Source organism: Microbulbifer weihaiensis (assembly GCF_048323715.1).
Taxonomy (GTDB): Bacteria; Pseudomonadota; Gammaproteobacteria; order Pseudomonadales; family Cellvibrionaceae; genus Microbulbifer.
Genome location: NZ_JBLWFL010000008.1, coordinates 66153 through 84036 on the forward strand (window position 1 = coordinate 66153; position 17884 = coordinate 84036).

The following is a 17884-nucleotide window of genomic DNA, read 5'->3' on the forward strand; positions in this document are numbered from 1 at the left end:
GCGCAAATAAAAAAACCGGCTTTAAGCCGGTTTTTTTATTTGCTAGACGCGCTTGCCGATTTACTTGGCTTCGGCCATCTCGATATCCGCTTTACTCGACAGATATTTTTGCACCGCTGCCAGCTCCGACGCACCCTGCATTGAAGCGAGCTGCTGCATCATGGCTTCGCGTTGCTCAGCACTCTGACCCGACAACTTACCAGCCCGAACCCCGCGCAACTGGACAACCACCTGATCGCCATTCTGCAAAGCAAAATGCTCCACAACTTTCGCTCCCGGCTTTGGCACTTCAAGACCGAACACGTGGCTTACGATCTGCCCACGCGCTCCGAAACCTCCGCGGCGAGTATTGTCACTGGTTTCCAGCGTCAACTCTTCAGCGCTGGCGACGTCTGAAAACGCTTCGCCATTGGTCAGCTTGCTCTGAATTTCCTCGGCCTGGGCAGCCAGCTGCTCGCTCGCCTTATCCCGCTTCAGGCGATCCACTATTTCCTGCCGGACCTCGTCCAGAGGCTTCACCCCAGCCGGTTTGTGCTCAGCAAGCTTGAGTACAACGACATGGTTTTCATTCAGGTTAAGCACTTCGGATGCCATACCGTCTTCCAGTACTTCCGGAGAAAAGGCCGCAGCAATTACTTTGCTGTCGCCAGTAATGCCTGCACCACCAGTACGGGAAAACAACGGGGACTGCTTGACTTCAACTCCCAGCTCTTCAGCGGGCCCGGAAAGACTCTCGGCATTGTACGCAAGATCCGCAAGGCGGCTCATAGCCTCGACAAACTCACGCTCGGCCTCTGCGTTACGCAGACGCGCTGTAATTGCCGCTTTACGCTCTTCGAAAGTCGGAGGTTCCGCGTCAGCCACTTCCAGCAACTTAATGAAATGGATACCGGAATCGGTTTCCACCGGGCCAGAAACTTCCCCAACATTCAGCGCAGAAAGAGCTTCTTCAAAAGATTCCGGGAAAACGTCACCGCTGGTAAAACCAACATCACCACCCTCTTCACGGGATACGACATCGTCAGAAAACTGCTTGGCGAGTTCCGCGAAATCTTCCCCTGCCGCGAGCTTGGCCTGCACCTCAGAAACCTTGGCTTTACCTTCGTCACTAGCGCCATTCTCGATCAGGATATGCGCCGCATGGCGACGAGCCTCGGCCGCGAAGTTCTTCGCTTCCTGCTCATACTGCGAGCGTATATCCTGCTCAGAAACATCAATGTTGGCCGCAAACAATTCCGGAGTGAGCTCGATGTAGTTTACCGCCACCTGCTCCGCACGCTGGAACGCCTGCTGGTTTGCGTCATAGTAGCTCTGCACTTCGTCATCCGCTACGGAGACATCTGACAACAGCGGCGCAACTGGTAGCGTCACGTAATCGAAATCACGCTCCTCCATGGAAACCGCAACGACCTGCTCTGCAGCGGTACGCGTGGTGAACGCGCTATCCGCAACACTGCCAGCATATTGCTGCATCACCATATCTTGCTCGAGCAACTGACGGAACCCAGAGTGGCTGTATCCCATGCGACGCAGTCCGTCGCGATACATCTGCGCGTCAAACTTGCCGTTGACCTGGAAACCAGCCATTTGCGCGATGTCCCGGTCTACGATCTCGGTACTCATCACCATGCCGCTGTCCTGGGCCGCCTGGCGCATAACAGAGGTATTCACCAGCTGCTGCAACACTGGCGCCCTGAGCTGCTCATCGGTCAGCAGCTCCGCAGGCACACTGTCGCCGTACTGGCTCTCGATCATACTACGGCGATTCTGGATCGCTCGCTGGAGATCCAGATTGGAAATCTTTTCACCATTGACCTCAGCGACCTTGTCCGCTGAGCCACCACTGGCGCCGGTGAAAAAATCGATCCCACCGATCACCATGATAAATCCGAAAAATGCCGCAACGATCACCGCCGCGGTTCCCTTCAGGTTGTCACGCATGGACTGAAGCATATTCAGCTCCGAAATTAACTCTTACTTAGAACGCTCAAGAATCATTGATTATTTTTGGCTCACCGCTTCAGGAAGCCACCTGAGCACAAGTGAAATATTTAGCCTTTCAGGCCCGATTCAAGACTGAGAACTACAATAATGCAGAAATAAAAAAGGCGCATCGAACTGATACGCCCCTTTGAAGCTCGGTATAAACGACGCTTCTTAATTCACCGCGTCTTTCAAAGCTTTACCGGCTTTGAAATTCGGGATTTTAGCTGCTGCGATTTCGATCGGATCGCCGGTGCGCGGGTTGCGACCAGTGCGAGCCGCACGCTCTTTAACAGCGAAAGTACCAAAGCCAACCAGCGCTACTTGGTCGCCCTTTTTCAGTGCGTCAGTAATGCTTTCTACCATGGCGTCCAAAGCACGGCCTGCGGCTGCTTTCGGAATGTCAGCAGATGCGGCAATGGCTTCGATCAGTTCGGACTTATTCACGCTATATCCCTCTGTTCTTTTCTAGGTATGTATCTAGTTTCAAATGCCCCTCTTTGGGGACATCTTTTCATGCATTTTGCACACGGTTTTTAATCGCCTGCGGCACTCACCGCAGCGCAATAAGGCCCGTTTTATACCAACTGCCCGTTAGCGGGTCAAGGAACCATGCGGCTTTGCGAGGAGTTGGACAAATTTAGAGCGCCCTTGCTCAGGCTTTACCCGGCAAGCTCATTTTTTAAGCTGAACAATGGCCGGGCCGCGTACTGTACGCGACCCAGCCAATGGCAGGCAAGCAAAGTTTACCGACCGGATCCGACCCGTGACCGCTCCAGCCAGCCGGTTATTTGCAGTTTGGTCAGTGAGTTTGGATAGATTTTTGCGAGCGCTCCTCCGCCTGCTTCTGCAACGCGGAGTACTCCTCATCGCTCAGGGGACTGGGCATACGCTCCAGGGCATACTCGAAAACCTGATCGATCCACTTGACCGGCTTGATCACCAGGTCTTGCTGGATGTTATCCGGAATATCTTTGAGATCACGCTCGTTATCCGCTGGAATCAGGACCGTCTTGATGCCACCACGATGCGCAGCCAACAGCTTTTCCTTGAGACCACCGATCCGCAACACCTCTCCGCGCAAGGTAATTTCGCCAGTCATGGCAACATCCGAGCGCACGGGGATATTCGTCAGCACCGATGCCAATACAGTGCACATCGCGATGCCCGCAGAAGGACCGTCCTTAGGTGTGGCACCTTCGGGCACATGTATGTGAATATCCCGGGTTTCATGGAAATCCGGCGCAACACCAAGTGCCTGTGCCCGCGCCCGCACAACCGTCAGCGCAGCCTGAATAGACTCCTGCATGACATCACCGAGTGAGCCCGTTTTAATCACACGCCCCTTACCCGACACCGCAGAAGACTCGATCGTAAGCAGTTCGCCACCGACCTCGGTCCAGGCGAGCCCGGTAACTTGCCCGATCTTGTTTTCCTCTTCCGCACGGCCGTAATCAAACTTGCGCACACCGAGCAATTCTTCCAGCTGCTCAGGGTCCACAACCACCTTGTGATTCGTCGACTTGCGCACATGCTCGGTAACTACTTTTCGACAAATTTTCGCCACTTCACGATCCAGCCCGCGCACGCCAGCTTCCCGCGTGTAATAGCGCACAATATCCCGAACCGCATCATCCTTAAGCTCGAGCTCATCCGCTTTCAAGCCCGCGGCCTTGCGCTGTTTCGGCACAAGATAACGCTGCGCAATATTGAGCTTCTCATCTTCGGTGTAGCCCGGGATTCGAATCACTTCCATACGATCCAAAAGCGGGCCGGGAATATTCATCGAATTCGAGGTGCAAACAAACATCACATCGGAAAGGTCGTAATCCACTTCCAGGTAGTGATCGTTAAAGGATTTGTTTTGCTCCGGGTCCAGAACCTCCAACAGCGCGGATGCCGGATCACCGCGATGATCCATCCCCATCTTGTCGACTTCATCGAGCAAAAACAGCGGATTCTTCACACCAACCTTGGAGATTTTCTGGATCAGCTTTCCAGGCAAAGAGCCAATATAGGTTCGACGGTGCCCACGGATCTCTGCTTCGTCGCGCACGCCACCGAGCGCCATCCGCACATATTTCCGGTTGGTTGCACGGGCAATGGACTCACCCAAAGATGTCTTACCGACACCGGGTGGGCCAACCAGGCAGAGAATCGGGCCTTTGACTTTCTTGACGCGCTTCTGCACAGCCAGATACTCAAGTATCCGCTCTTTAACCTCTTCCAGGCCGTAGTGATCTTTATTGAGTATTTCTTCCGCCTTGATCAGGTCGTGGCGAACCCGGCTGGCCTTTTTCCATGGCACGCTGAGCATCCAATCGATGTAGCTGCGCAACACCGAGGCTTCTGCGGACATTGGTGACATCATTTTCAGCTTGCCAAGCTCGGCCCGAGTCTTTTTCTCCGCCTCAGCGGACATACCTGACTCAGCGATTTTTCTCTCCAGCTCTTCTACTTCATTGGGCTCCTCAGAAATCTCGCCCAATTCTTTCTGAATGGCTTTCATCTGCTCATTCAGGTAGTACTCACGCTGGCTCTTCTCCATCTGTTTTTTCACACGCCCGCGAATCCGTTTCTCAACCTGGATCAGGTCGATTTCGGAATCCATCAGGCCAAGGAGATGCTCCAGCCGCTCTTTTACTGATACTGTCTCCAGCAGCTCCTGTTTTTGGGGGAGATCCAGGGACATATGGGCCGCGATGGTATCCGCCAGGCGCCCGGGCTCATCGATGCCCGAGAGCGAAGTAATGACTTCATTTGGCACCTTTTTACTGACACTCACGTATTGCTCGAACTGAGACATGGCTGAGCGCACCAATGCCTCAGATTCCGCCTCCGGCAGCTCCTCGGTCGCGAGTTCAGTGACCGTAGCACGGTAATGCCCATCACCTTCTTTGATCTCTTCAATGTTCACTCGGTGACCGCCTTCTACCAGCACTTTTACAGTGCCATCAGGCAGTTTCAGTAACTGCAGCACGCTGGCTACCGTGCCTACACGATAGACATCATCGGCACCAGGGTCATCCTCGGATGCCTGGCGTTGAGCCACCAGCAACACCTGCTTGTCACTGCGCATGGCATCTTCGAGCGCATCAATAGATTTCTCCCTGCCTACAAACAGGGGGATCACCATGTGCGGATAGACCACTACATCACGCAGCGGCAGCAGGGGGTATTCGTTCAGGGTATCGGATGGCTGGTCCATAAAACTCCTCTCGGCCCTCTCGGCGGAATTCCACCACCGGATTATTGGCATTCTGGCCAGCGGTGCACCAGAAGCACATCACTGTAATTCATTGCCATTACAGGCCTTAATTGGGGGCAGCCCGCAGAATAACAAGTCTCTGCCGGGCTCGGCTGCAAAATAAGTTTAATTTAGGCACTTCAAAACGGCCTGGAAAACATAGCGCGCTGCGCCAGAACGCCGGCCGGAAAAAATCATCATGGCGTCAAAACCTCGAAGATTGGCGAAGTTAACGCCAATATTCCGCCACACACCGATATACACACATAAAAAAAGCCCCTTAAGGGGCTTTTTATACGGTGCGAATGGGATACTGGCTCACAATAACCACCCGAGACCGTGGAGTTACTCTTCTGGCGCGGCCTTTTGCTGCGCTTCTGCCTGCTCATACACCAGCAATGGCGCCGACTCCCCCTTGATTACCGCCTCATCTATGACAACTTTGGCGACATTATCCATCGACGGGATGTCATACATTGTTTCCAGCAGAACCGATTCCATGATGGATCGCAGCCCACGGGCACCGGTTTTGCGCTCCATAGCCTTGGTTGCCACGGCATCCAACGCATCAGGACGGAAATCCAGCTCCACACCTTCCATCTCGAACAGCTTGCCATATTGCTTGGTAAGCGCATTGCGAGGCTCGGTAAGGATCTGCACCAGCGCAGCTCGGTCAAGCTCTTCAAGGGTTGCGGTGACAGGCAGTCGACCAACAAACTCTGGAATGAGACCGTAGCGCACTAAGTCCTCCGGTTCCAGATCGAGCAGAACCTCACCAAAGTTACTACCGCTATCTTTGGACTTCACTTCGGCACCAAAGCCGATGCCGCCCTTCTCTGACCGATCCCGAATAACCTTATCCAGGCCGGCAAACGCACCACCGCAGATGAACAGGATATTGGAAGTATCGACCTGCAAGAACTCCTGCTGGGGATGCTTACGCCCACCCTGGGGTGGAACAGAGGCCACGGTACCCTCGATCAACTTCAACAGTGCCTGCTGAACACCCTCGCCCGATACGTCACGTGTAATCGAGGGGTTGTCAGACTTACGGGAAATCTTGTCGATCTCATCAATGTAAACAATGCCCTGCTGTGCTTTTTCAACGTCGTAATCGCATTTTTGCAACAGCTTCTGAATAATGTTTTCTACATCCTCACCGACATACCCAGCTTCTGTCAGGGTAGTAGCATCAGCGATCGTGAAGGGCACATTCAGCAGGCGTGCCAGTGTCTCTGCCAGAAGCGTCTTACCGCTACCGGTGGGGCCCACGAGCAAGATGTTGGATTTACCGAGCTCAACGTCCTCTTTACCCTTGACGCTTTTGCCACTGCGAAGACGTTTGTAGTGGTTATAGACAGCCACCGCGAGCACTTTCTTCGCACGCCTCTGCCCGATCACATACTGATCAAGAATATCGGTAATTTCTTGCGGGGTCGGCAGGCGGCTATCATCACCGTCGGATGAGTCCTGTACCTCTTCGCGAATGATATCGGTACACAGCTCTACACACTCATCACAGATATAGACCGATGGACCGGCAATCAATTTGCGCACTTCCTGCTGGCTTTTGCCACAGAAGGAACAGTAAAGGAGCTTGCCGTTTTCTTCTCCGCTGTTCTGGTCAGTCATCAATGTACTCCGTGGTCTAACAGCCAGCCGAAACGCGGTGGCAAATAGGGTTCATAAGCAAGATGCGGCCTTTTGGCATGTTTTTCAAGCTTTTTTCTTTTGGAGACAGCCCCACCCTGGAATTGAGCGGGACTCTCTACTACAACCATTGTGACTCACCAGCCGGATCTACCCGGAAAACTGGACTAACGACAACGCCAAGAAGAGTCTTGATGCGTCATGTATTGCCACAAAACTACGATTACTTACTCACCGCCTGGCGCCGGGAGATCACTTCATCAACCAGACCGTACTCTTTCGCCTCATCAGCGCTGAGAAACTTGTCCCGCTCAGTGTCGCGCTCAATATCGGCGACGCTGCGGCCGGTATGATGCGCCATCAGCTCATTCAGGCGGGAGCGAATCTTCAGGATCTCCTGGGCATGAATGTGAATATCGGATGCCTGCCCCTGTGCGCCACCGCTCGGCTGGTGAATCATCACCCGTGAATTTGGCGTCGCGAACCTTTTGCCTTCTGCACCCGCAGTCAGCAGGAACGCGCCCATGCTACAAGCCTGGCCAATACACATAGTGCTGACATCCGGCTTGATAAACTGCATGGTGTCATAAATGGACATGCCTGCGGTCACCGATCCACCAGGCGAATTAATGTAGAGATGAATGTCTTTATCCGGGTTTTCTGCTTCCAGAAACAGTAATTGAGCCACGACCAGGTTGGCCATATGGTCTTCCACGGGCCCCACCAAAAAAATCACGCGTTCTTTCAGTAGCCGGGAATAAATATCGAAAGAGCGCTCACCCCTAGCGGTTTGCTCCACAACCATTGGAACCAGGCCACCAGTGGCCAGCGTGTCACTATTTTTTGAGAAGTAGTCAAAAGATGCCATGGATACGGTGCTTCCTTTTTTTGGCGTATTTGGCGGGAACAGGGTCAGCGATAGCTGCAACCCCCAAAAACTCAGTCAATCTGAGCTTAACTGGTCATGAGCGATAAAGCCAGCGAGTCTAAGGCAGGTTAAACCACGGGAGAAATTCCGCGCACCGCACTAGCCCGGAGAGGGCCTTGGATTTTGCGGGCGTTTTATACATTCGAAAAAAAGGCCACCTTGCGGTGGCCTTTACATCAACTTAGCTCTGCTTCTGAGGCTTGATGACGTCGTCGTAGTTGCTCTCAACTTCGCTGACTTTCGCCTTATCAAGAACAAAGTCGACTACCTGATCTTCCAGAACCACAGACTCCACACCTGCCAGCAACTCACGGTTGCTGAAATAGTAGTCAACTACTTCTTCAGGCTGCTGATAAGTGGAAGCCAGCTCTTCTACTTTAGCCTTCACACGATCGCTATCGACGTTGATCTTGTTCTCTTTGACGATTTCGCCCACTACGAGACCCAGAACCACGCGACGCTTCGCCTGATCTTCAAACATTGCATCCGGCAGCATGCGAGCCGCATCTTCCGCTTTGATCTGACCACCGAACTGCTGAATCATCTGACCGCGCAGGCTATTCACTTCGCTGGCAACCAGTGCAGAAGGAATCTCCACCTGATGCTTCTCGAACAGCTGATCCATAACCTGGGTCTTGACCTTGTTCAGCGCCGCATTCTTCAGCTCACGCTGCATGTTTGCACGAACTTCTTCACGGAACTTCTCTTCGCCACCCGCTTCTACGCCGTAGGCAGCGAAAAACTCATCGTTCAGCTCCGGCAGCTCAGGCTTTTCTGAAGCGGTTACCTTGATGGTAAACACCGCGGCTGCACCGCGCAGGTTTTCAGCCTGGTAATCTTCCGGGAAAGTAACTTCGACGTCTTTTTCTTCACCCGGCTTCATGCCGATAATGCCATCCTCGAAACCGGGAATCATGCTACCGGAACCAAGTACCAGCTTGTGACCTTCGGCCTTGCCACCTTCAAACTCTTCACCGTCTTTACGACCAACGAAGTCGATAGTGACCCGGTCACCTTTCTGCGCTTTGCGCTTGGTTTCCTTCCAGGAAGACTGCTGCTTGCGCAGTACGTCAATCATGTTATCGACGTCTTTATCAGTCACTTCAGCGACCGGACGCTCAACCTCAACGGTGGCAAGGTCGGTCAGCTCTACTTCCGGGTACACTTCGAAAGTTGCCACATACTCAAGGTTCTCACCCGGAGCAACGTTTTTCGCTTCAATGCTCGGCTGCCCTGCCGGCTTAACCTGCTCTTTCTGTACCGCTTCATAGAAAGAACGGCTCATCACTTCACCGAGAACTTCCTGGCGAACACCAGCGCCAAAGCGCTGACGAACAACGCTCATCGGCACTTTACCTTTACGGAAGCCGTTGATGCGAACAGTTTTGGCAGCCTGCTGAAGGCGCTTGTCAACTTCCTTTTCTACGATCTCCGCCGGCAAATTGACGGTTAAACGACGTTCCAGGCCGGAAGTTGTTTCGATAGAAACCTGCATGATAATCCTCGTGAGACTCTTCTCTACAATCGCACCGGGCCGTAAATAAGTTACGCCGCAGCGCCAGCGATCAGCGAACTGCCGGCATCAATTGGCCGGCCGCCAAATACAATCAGCCCGCGCCAACTTGGGTCAGGGGCCACCGGGAACAGTGGTTCGCCTACCAGGCACGGACTATAAAATTCCAGATTGGTGGGGACGGGGAGACTCGAACTCCCACACCTTGCGGCACCAGAACCTAAATCTGGCGTGTCTACCAATTTCACCACGTCCCCATCACCTCGATACTCTCTAACCTATTGATTTCCATGTATTTTTACAAAGAAACCATAGCGAGCTCCAACGAGGGGAGCAGATTGTGCCACAGCATGAACGGCGCTTCAACATAAGCTGCAAGACTAATTAGCGCGCCGCCCAAAAATGCAACAAGGCGCCCGGAAGGCGCCTTGTTTTCTCTGCCGGAACCGCAGTTACACGCGTTCCAGGATCGTGGTGATCCCCTGCCCCAGGCCGATACACATGGTAGAGACACCCAGGTTACCGCCCTCGTTTTGCATCACGCTCAACAAAGTACCGGTAATACGCACACCAGAACAACCGAACGGGTGACCAAGCGCGATAGCGCCGCCATACAGGTTGACCTTTTCGTCCATTTTATCGAGCAGGTTGAGATCTTTCAGCACCGGCAACGCCTGCGCCGCGAAGGCCTCATTCAATTCAACCTTGTCGATATCGCCGATCGTCAGGCCCGCACGCTTAAGCGCGTTCTGGGTAGAAGGCACAGGGCCATAACCCATGATGGACGGATCCACGCCGGCCAAAGCCATTTCGCGAACCTTGGCGATTGGCGTCAAACCAAGAGCCTTAGCGCGCTCTGCAGACATAACCAACATGACTGACGCACCGTCAGTGATCTGGGAGGAAGTACCCGCAGTCACCTGACCGTGCTTGGGATCGAACGCCGGTCGCAACTGCGCCAACCCTTCCACGGTTGTATCCGGACGGATCGTCTGGTCAGTTTCCACCAGGAACGGCACACCATCATCATCGTGACCTTCAATCGCGATAATTTCCCGGTTGAATTTACCTTCTTTAGTTGCCGCCGCCGCGCGCTGGTGCGAACGCGCACCAAACTCATCCATCTGCTGGCGCTGGATACCATGCATCATCGCAAGGTATTCAGCCGTCATACCCATGGAACCGGCCGCCTTGGCCATATAGCGTCCCATCATCGGGTTCGGGCTCACATGCTCCATCATATTCAGGTGGCCCATGTGCTCAACGCCGCCTACCACGTAGACATCACCCACGCCGGCCTGAATATTTGCAGCAGCCGTGTGCAGCGCAGACATGGATGAGCCACAAAGGCGGTTCACGGTCTGCGCCGGAATCGTGTGCGGCAAGCCCGCACGCAGCACGATCATGCGCGCCACGTTGAACCCCTGCTCATCGCGCTGCATTACACAGCCCCAGATCAGGTCATCAATTTCTTTCGGATCCAGTTTGTCATTGCGCTGAAGAAACTTTTTCAGCAGCTCCGCGGACATGTCGTCCGCTCGCACATTGCGATATACACCGTTCTTGGAACGCCCCATGGCTGTGCGCGCATAGTCGACGATTACGGCATCTCTAGGATTCAGACTCATCGAAACTCTCCTTACTTGTCGCCGTAGTAGGTGGTGCCATTTTTGGCCATTTCACGCATGCCTTCGGTAGGCTCGTAAAGCTTGCCGAGGTCGGAATACTTCTCGGCCATCTTCACAAAGTTGTCGATACCGATACTGTCCAACCAGGCGAAGATGCCACCGCGGAACGGAGGGAAGCCAATACCATAAATCAGAGCCATATCGGCTTCTGCCGGAGACTCCACGATACCCTCTTCCAGGCAGCGGGCGAGTTCGGTCGCCATCGGCACCATCATGCGCTCGATAATTTCATCTTTCTCGAATTCACGGCGGTCAGCCACATGCGGCTTGAGCAGCTCGTACGCTTCCTCGGACGCCACTTTCTTGGGTCGACCTTTTTTGTCTTCCTCGTAGTTGTAGAAGCCCTTGCCGTTTTTCTGGCCATAGCGACCAGCTTCGTACATGACATCGGATGCTGCGGTGAATGTTTTACCCATCCGATCCGGGAATCCTTCCGCCATAACCTGCTCTGCGTGCACACCGGTGTCGATACCCACAACATCCATCAGGTAGGCAGGGCCCATCGGCCAACCCCAACGCTCCATAACCTTGTCGACTTCCTGGAAGTCAGCACCATCGCGAACCAGCATTGCAAAACCGGCGAAGTACGGGAACAGTACGCGGTTCACCAGGAATCCGGGGCAGTCGCGCACAACAATCGCCTTCTTGCCCATTTTGTTCGCATAGGCAACCACACGGGCAATCGCGGTCTCGGAGGTTTTCTCTCCGCGAATCACTTCGACCAATGGCATCTTGTGCACAGGGTTGAAGAAGTGCATCCCCAGGAAGTTTTCCGGGCGCGCCAGCGGCTCAGCAAGGTGATCAATAGAGATGGTGGACGTGTTGGAAGCAATCACAGTGTCGTCAGTGACTTTCGACTCAACTTCTTTCAGAACTGCCTGCTTGACCTTGGGGTTCTCGACCACCGCTTCCACCACGATATCGATGTTATCGAAACCGTCATAGCTCAGGGTCGGCTCGATCCGGTTCAGAACCTCACCCATTTTGGAGGCGGTCAGGCGGCCACGATCCACCAGCTTGGCGAGCAACTTGTTCGCTTCATTCAAGCCGAGGTCGATACCCTTCTGGTCGATATCCTTCATCTTGATTGGGGTGCCTTTATAGGCAGACTGGTAGGCGATACCGCCCCCCATGATGCCCGCACCAAGCACCGCTGCGCGCTCGATCTGCTTGTCGGCTTTCTTCTCCCAGCCCTTGGCAACCTTGCTCACTTTCTGGTCATTCAGGAACAGGCCAACCAGGGATTTAGCTGTACCGGTTTGAGCGCTCGCTATGAACTGCTGCTGCTCAATCTGCAGCGCCTCATCGCGACCCACCTTATAGCCCTGCTCGATAGAGGTAACCGCATTGACCGGGGACGGATAGTTCTTGCCCGCCTGCTGACCGACAAACGCCTTGGTGGTAAAGAAGGCCATCAGGGCTTCAGTATCATTCAGGGGAATCGGGGATTTCTTGACTTCGCGGCGTTCCTTATAGTCAATCTCGCCGGCAATCGCGCGCCCCAGCAGTTTCAGGGCAGCCGCTTTCAGCTGGTCATTTGCCACAACCGCATCAACCGCGTGCGCCGCCAGAGCAGCGTCTGGACGCTGCTCTTTACCTGCCGCGATCCACTCAGCCGCAGCGTCCACGCCGATCACGCGAGGCAGACGCACGGTACCGCCCCAGCCCGGGATCAAGCCCAGCTTCACTTCCGGCAGCCCTACCTTGGCCTGATCCCCCATCACGCGGAAATCACAACCCAGACATACCTCGAATCCGCCACCAAGGGCGTAACCGTTGATGGCAACCACCGTAGGGAACGGCAGATCTTCCAGGCGGTTGATGTTTTCATTGTTCTTGTTCATGAGCCCTGCGATCCCTTCCGGGCCCGCTGAGAAGGCATCACCAAATTCTGTAATGTCCGCACCGACAATGAAAACGCCCTTGCCGCTGGTCAGCAGCAGGCCCTTGATGTCGCCAGCCTTCTCAATCGCATCCAGCGCCTCAGCGAATTCGGATACAGTCTGACGATTGAATTTGTTGACGGATTCGCCTTCCAGGTCGAACTTCAGCTCCGCGATGCCGTTTTCCAACATCTGCACTGAAAGTGCTTTGCCACTAAATAACATTATTGACCTCGTTGTTTGATGACCGGGCTCTGACGCCAGAATGTAAACCGGTCCGGGGGGTCGGGGTTTGAATATGACTGCTGCTCTGACATCGACACGGTATTCACGGTTCAGTGACAACGGCAGCTGGCGCAGTCAACGAAACCTAGTATAGCCAGATTCAAACATGCGTTTGAATACCATTTCTACCATATCCAGTGTCCGCTTTAGCACAGACGCGCACAAAACGATCAAACTTTACACAGAATTGCGGACGGGATAGGCAAACACTAGAACAGAACCCGGTGAGTCTTACAACCCAGCAATAGTAGCCCTGCTCACAAGCGGGGGCGAACCAATCACCGCCCCGACGAATGATTTCGGCTTGGCATTAAATGCCGGTGAGGCCGCAGGGCCGGGATTCGGCCCTGCGTGTCAGGAAATAGCAGAAGAAAAGGATGCCGCGATCACTTATAAACGCCGCATAGAGCACCCTACGAAGGGCAAAACGGTGCAGCCTTATACCATGTCGCCATAAGGGTTTTCACACGGTAAGGTTACTTCACCGCCGATGCCCGGCAATGTAACGCGTTCGCTATCACATGTGATACCAGACTCATCAATAAGGCCCTCACCAAATCGATAGATCGCCTTGAGGTCTCCACGACTCGCGCTTTCATCATACGCGGCAGCCTTCAACACAACTTCTTCGTTGCGCTTTTTGTAGTCCAGTAAAGCTTTCGCTCCGTGGCGCTTGCCAAGCATGCGCTCCACCACATGCGGCGCCAGCACGCTTGCCGTCGCGTTGTTCCCCCCGAACCCCTTGGAGTTCAGGAATGCCACATCCAGAGATTCCGGCGCCCGCTCAACATGCTGCATGGACAACATGAGGTTATTGTGGTGCACATCATCCGCGATGCGATCGATTGTGGTGATCCCCGGCAGTATGCCACGAGCGAAAATGCCCAGACTGGTAACCAGCTGGTCACCGCTGGCCGCCGCGACCGTGTGCCCCAGATACGCCTTCACGGCACATATGGGCCACGATTCTATTCCGAAAGCCGCAGCCAGCTGGTCGAAAATAGCGGACTCCGTGACCCGGTTTTGCGGCGTACTCGAACCGTGGGCCTGGACAAAACTACGCTGCTGCAGGCTCTCTTCGCCGAGAATCGCCCGGGCTTCTGCCATCGCGCGTGCGACGGTGAGATAGTTGCCGGGCCCCGGGGCGGAAATTGATTTCTTGGGACCATCCGCATTAACAAACACATTCGCAACTGCGCCGTGAATGGGAGCGCCCAGTTCCAGGGCGAGCGCGTCGTCCATCAAAATTGCCCACTGGCTGCCCTCACCCAGAGTGAAGCCACAGTTATCCCCGAAGGGACGGCTGGCACGGCGAAAATCGATTTCCCCACCGAAAACTTTGCGCAGCCCCTCAATATTCGCCAAAGCACCCATGGTGGTGTAACCATCGACCACCTCGGGAACCAGTGGAGCCTCGGCAGCGCCAACCACCGCCACGCGGGCACGGCCGCAGCGAATATCTTCCACGGCGGCGCGTAAATTGTAGAGATAGGTGGCGCAAGCGCCCGCCACTGCACCGGTAGTGCCCACGCTGCCAAGCACATAGGCGTTGACGAAGTCCGCCGGCATACTGGTAAGCCCCAACGCCAGCTGCTTGGAACTTACCCGCCCGCCACGCAGTCGAGACTGCAGCAGTCCGCCATTACCATTCGGGTCTAGCTGACTCATGGCAGAGCTGGCATACACGGAAATATTCTCCGGACCCGCCTTCGCAACCACACGCTCCCAATCTATCCCGAGAGACTGCACCGCGTCGGACGCACCCAGAATGGCAAGCTGCAAGCCGCGGGGATGGAAGCGTGAGTTGTATTGCTCCCCTGGTTCAAAACCGGTGGGTAGCTGCCCCGCAGACGCCACGGAGATTTCTCGATGGCTATCCAGCATGACCGAAAGGGACGAACACTTAACCCGAACCTTGCCACCATCGAGGGACTCTACCTCCCAACCTTCAGGCAATGGCACAGGAAGCTGCCGCACAGACATCTCAAAGGTAAAACCATTGTCGCTGCTCAACTGTGCCGGCTGATGAAAATGGCAGTTCCGGTAATCGTAGTAACGCGCCTCAAGCTCACGCACCAGGGTACTGTCGAGCACCTTTCGCTCAAGCTCAGCTTCCAGCGGCCCATGTGCATCGGCACCGGTTCGCAGACCCATCAGAGCCGCAAGATCCGACAGAGTGTCATTCCGCTCAGCCAGACTTAAGTTATCCAGGACCAAACGCTTATAACCGCGATGAAAAGAACTGCGACCTGCGGGATTGAATCCCCCAAAAGCGGTAATAACTGGTAGGCGCTGCATCCTGACCTCCTGCCTGGAACTGAGTATGAATTCGATGGAGAGTCAGTTTAGGGGCTGGCGAATCGGCCTCGTTATGGGCATACTGGCCAGCAATTTTGAGCTTCTGGCCATTTTGTGCCCGATCTCCCACCGAGCGTGATCAGGATCGGGCCCGGAGGCCCATCCGGCAGCGAGAGTTACCCATGCGCACTATTACATTTATGCTGGTCGACCAAATGCTTTCCACCGGCACCATATTGCCACTGGAGATGTTACGGGGTGCAGAAAGCCGGGCCCGCGCGAGCGGCGAACGCTCATCCCTGAAGCTGGTAACGGCCAGTATTGACGGGGCCCCCGTCAAATCTCGCTCCGGCTTCCAGCTAACGCCTGACGTAGCACTCGCCGACGCACCCGACAGCGACATCATTTATTTACCGGCACTTTGGCGCAATCCCCGCCCGGCATTGCGCCGCAGTGCCCCCCTGCTCGAGTGGCTAAAGAAACAGGCGGACATGGGGGCAGCGATTTCCGCAGTAGGCACCGGGGTCTGCTTTTTGGCGGAAGCCGGATTACTCGACGGCAAACCTGCCACGACACACTGGCATTACTTTGACCAATTTGCCGCGGACTACCCCCAGGTAAAACTCAAACGCCAGTACTTTATCACCCAGGCCGACAAACTCTTCTGCGCTGCGAGCGTGAATGCTCTGGCGGATGTAACCGTCCACCTTATTCGGCAACTGTACGGTCCGGCGGTAGCCAGCCACGTCGAGCGCAACTTTTCCCATGAGATCCGCCGGCCTTTCGAGGAGATCGCCTATTCGGAAGGCGCTGTCCACCTTCACCCCGACGAGGATATCGTCCAGGCACAAACCTGGCTAAAACAGCATTGCAGTGAAGATGTGAAACTGAGCGAAGTTGCCAAACATTTTGATATGAGCGTTCGCTCATTTAACCGACGCTTCAAAATGGCTACCGGACAAACGCCGCTGCAATACCTGCAAAACGTACGCGTTGATATGGCAAGGGAATTGTTACAGTCGAGCAACCTTTCAGTGAATGAAATTGCCGAAAAAGTCGGATATCAGGACATGGGGCATTTCACGGCGCTGTTCAAGAAATTTCTCGCCACCACACCAAGCGAATACCGCACGACGGTCAGGGCAAAACTGTTTCGCGTAAATACCTAGCCCTCGTGACTTTTGGGCTTGCGCAGAAAAACCACATCGGGCGCTGCAAATTCCAACCCTGCCCCGAACGCTGCTGCCAACCAGCGAAATGTTGTCTCGCTGAAAAAAATGATATGGGTTGGGTCGCGAATATAGTGCCAGTTTGCGAAACGCTCGCGGGAAATCACCAGCTTGGTCATTAATGCGAGCAAGCCACCCGGCTTGATCAAGCCCCACAGACGCTCCAACTCGACCCGCGGCTGAGTGAGATGCTCAACCACCTCGGTACTGACAACGAAGTCATACTGACCCTCAAGTGTGGCGGCATCATTGCAATAAAAATGATCATATACAGACACGCTGTGGCCGGCATCGGACAGCATTTGAGCCAGCAACGGAGCTGGGCCACAACCAAAGTCCAGACCGGATGCGTGGGGAGGTAGCACAGCCAAAAGTGGCTCTGCGCAGCGATTCAGAAACTTCCGGTACCCGGCATCCGACTCGCTGTTTTCGTGAAGATCGTAATAGGCCTTTTCGTCATCCCCTGACAGCCAAAAATCCGAAGGCACAAAAACCAGTGCGCACTCTGCGCACTGATTGTAGCTTCGAAACTTGTCTTGATGATATGGCTGTGCCGCACCGCGGCACAGCGGACAGCGTGTGCTATCAGGCTGCCTTGTCACTCTCGGAGCCTTGCACGTCAGCTTTTACGCCCCTGTCTGCCGACAGCAGCTTTCCGTTGGAAATTTCAATCTTGCGCGGTTTCATCGCTTCGGGAATCTCCCGAACCAGATCGATGTGAAGCAAGCCATTGACCAGTTGCGCATCTGTGACCCGTACATGATCCGCGAGCTGGAATCGGCGCTCGAAATTGCGCGCAGCAATCCCCCGGTGCAGGAAATTACGATTTGCATCATTGTTTGCCGGCTTTTGCCCGCTTACAGTTAGGCGGTTCTGCTCCAGCTGGATATCCAGTTCGGCTTCATCAAATCCGGCGACAGCCATTGAGATTCGGTAGGCATCCTCACCTGTCAATTCAATATTGTAAGGGGGGTACGCCGGCTGGTTTTGTTCGGTCGCAGCCATCGAGTCCAGCAAACTTGCCAGACGATCAAAGCCGATAGCGGAGCGGTAAAGGGGAGAAAGATCTAAACTACGCATAAACATATCCTCAATTCAGAGCAATATTTGGAGCCCGTCGACGACCGGGCGGTTAAGCCCCCGGGAAAATCGGTTTACCGGGGACAGAGATGGGCAGCTC

At 54.6% G+C, this 17884-nt stretch carries 12 protein-coding genes and 1 tRNA gene; 1 reads left to right on the forward strand and 12 read right to left on the reverse strand.

The annotated features are described in order from the left end of the window. Nucleotides 1–60: 60 nt before the first annotated feature. From ACNKU7_RS11650 to ACNKU7_RS11695, 10 genes are all read right to left on the reverse strand, one after another. Entirely contained in the window at nucleotides 61–1953 is a 1893-nt protein-coding gene (locus tag ACNKU7_RS11650) for a SurA N-terminal domain-containing protein (RefSeq protein WP_418297160.1), read from the reverse strand. 204 nt (nucleotides 1954–2157) lie between these two features. Beyond that, nucleotides 2158–2430: an HU family DNA-binding protein gene (locus tag ACNKU7_RS11655; RefSeq protein WP_160153901.1), complete on the reverse strand. Its 273-nt coding sequence runs from the start codon at nucleotides 2428–2430 to the stop codon at nucleotides 2158–2160. A 355-nt stretch (nucleotides 2431–2785) separates the two neighbouring features. Continuing rightward, nucleotides 2786–5191 (reverse strand): endopeptidase La, encoded by a 2406-nt coding sequence (gene lon / locus ACNKU7_RS11660; protein ID WP_418297161.1) that lies wholly within the window; start codon nucleotides 5189–5191, stop codon nucleotides 2786–2788. Between the two features lie 384 nt (nucleotides 5192–5575). Then, on the reverse strand, nucleotides 5576–6862 hold the full coding sequence (gene clpX / locus ACNKU7_RS11665; RefSeq protein ID WP_418297162.1) for an ATP-dependent Clp protease ATP-binding subunit ClpX: 1287 nt from the start codon (nucleotides 6860–6862) through the stop codon (nucleotides 5576–5578). A 241-nt stretch (nucleotides 6863–7103) separates the two neighbouring features. Continuing rightward, the gene (gene clpP, locus ACNKU7_RS11670; protein ID WP_418297163.1) at nucleotides 7104–7748 is read right to left on the reverse strand and encodes an ATP-dependent Clp endopeptidase proteolytic subunit ClpP; all 645 of its coding nucleotides are present in this window, start codon (nucleotides 7746–7748) and stop codon (nucleotides 7104–7106) included. Nucleotides 7749–7989: 241 nt separating this feature from the next. Next, nucleotides 7990–9303 (reverse strand): trigger factor, encoded by a 1314-nt coding sequence (gene tig / locus ACNKU7_RS11675; protein ID WP_418297164.1) that lies wholly within the window; start codon nucleotides 9301–9303, stop codon nucleotides 7990–7992. A 190-nt stretch (nucleotides 9304–9493) separates the two neighbouring features. Beyond that, nucleotides 9494–9578, reverse strand: a tRNA-Leu gene (locus ACNKU7_RS11680). A gap of 195 nt (nucleotides 9579–9773) precedes the next feature. Beyond that, complete coding sequence (gene fadA / locus ACNKU7_RS11685) at nucleotides 9774–10949, reverse strand: acetyl-CoA C-acyltransferase FadA (RefSeq protein ID WP_418297165.1); 1176 nt, start codon at nucleotides 10947–10949, stop codon at nucleotides 9774–9776. Between the two features lie 11 nt (nucleotides 10950–10960). Continuing rightward, a complete protein-coding gene (gene fadB, locus ACNKU7_RS11690; RefSeq protein WP_418297166.1) occupies nucleotides 10961–13117 on the reverse strand; it encodes a fatty acid oxidation complex subunit alpha FadB in 2157 nt (718 codons plus the stop codon). Nucleotides 13118–13615: 498 nt separating this feature from the next. Further along, entirely contained in the window at nucleotides 13616–15475 is a 1860-nt protein-coding gene (locus tag ACNKU7_RS11695; RefSeq protein ID WP_418297167.1) for a beta-ketoacyl synthase, read from the reverse strand. A gap of 182 nt (nucleotides 15476–15657) precedes the next feature. Here ACNKU7_RS11695 and ACNKU7_RS11700 point away from each other — a divergent pair, with 182 nt between their 5' ends. Beyond that, a complete protein-coding gene (locus tag ACNKU7_RS11700) occupies nucleotides 15658–16644 on the forward strand; it encodes a GlxA family transcriptional regulator (protein WP_418297168.1) in 987 nt (328 codons plus the stop codon). Here ACNKU7_RS11700 and ACNKU7_RS11705 read toward each other — a convergent pair. Together ACNKU7_RS11705 and ACNKU7_RS11710 are read right to left on the reverse strand one after the other, a co-directional pair. Continuing rightward, on the reverse strand, nucleotides 16641–17306 hold the full coding sequence (locus ACNKU7_RS11705) for a class I SAM-dependent methyltransferase (protein ID WP_418297169.1): 666 nt from the start codon (nucleotides 17304–17306) through the stop codon (nucleotides 16641–16643). The genes ACNKU7_RS11700 and ACNKU7_RS11705 overlap by 4 nt on opposite strands. Further along, on the reverse strand, nucleotides 17290–17784 hold the full coding sequence (locus tag ACNKU7_RS11710) for an Hsp20 family protein (RefSeq protein WP_418297260.1): 495 nt from the start codon (nucleotides 17782–17784) through the stop codon (nucleotides 17290–17292). Before ACNKU7_RS11710 ends, ACNKU7_RS11705 begins: the two co-directional genes overlap by 17 nt. Nucleotides 17785–17884 lie beyond the last annotated feature (100 nt).

Bases quoted from the DNA above. Each gene is read 5' to 3' on its own strand.
- clpP (WP_418297163.1), bottom strand. From the start codon at position 7,748: ATGGCATCTTTTGACTACTTCTCAAAAAATAGTGACACGCTGGCCACT.
- ACNKU7_RS11695 (WP_418297167.1), bottom strand. From the start codon at position 15,475: ATGCAGCGCCTACCAGTTATTACCGCTTTTGGGGGATTCAATCCCGCA.
- ACNKU7_RS11710 (WP_418297260.1), bottom strand. From the start codon at position 17,784: ATGCGTAGTTTAGATCTTTCTCCCCTTTACCGCTCCGCTATCGGCTTT.
- lon (WP_418297161.1), bottom strand. From the start codon at position 5,191: ATGGACCAGCCATCCGATACCCTGAACGAATACCCCCTGCTGCCGCTG.
- fadB (WP_418297166.1), bottom strand. From the start codon at position 13,117: ATGTTATTTAGTGGCAAAGCACTTTCAGTGCAGATGTTGGAAAACGGC.
- ACNKU7_RS11700 (WP_418297168.1), top strand. From the start codon at position 15,658: ATGCGCACTATTACATTTATGCTGGTCGACCAAATGCTTTCCACCGGC.
- ACNKU7_RS11650 (WP_418297160.1), bottom strand. From the start codon at position 1,953: ATGCTTCAGTCCATGCGTGACAACCTGAAGGGAACCGCGGCGGTGATC.
- tig (WP_418297164.1), bottom strand. From the start codon at position 9,303: ATGCAGGTTTCTATCGAAACAACTTCCGGCCTGGAACGTCGTTTAACC.
- fadA (WP_418297165.1), bottom strand. From the start codon at position 10,949: ATGAGTCTGAATCCTAGAGATGCCGTAATCGTCGACTATGCGCGCACA.
- clpX (WP_418297162.1), bottom strand. From the start codon at position 6,862: ATGACTGACCAGAACAGCGGAGAAGAAAACGGCAAGCTCCTTTACTGT.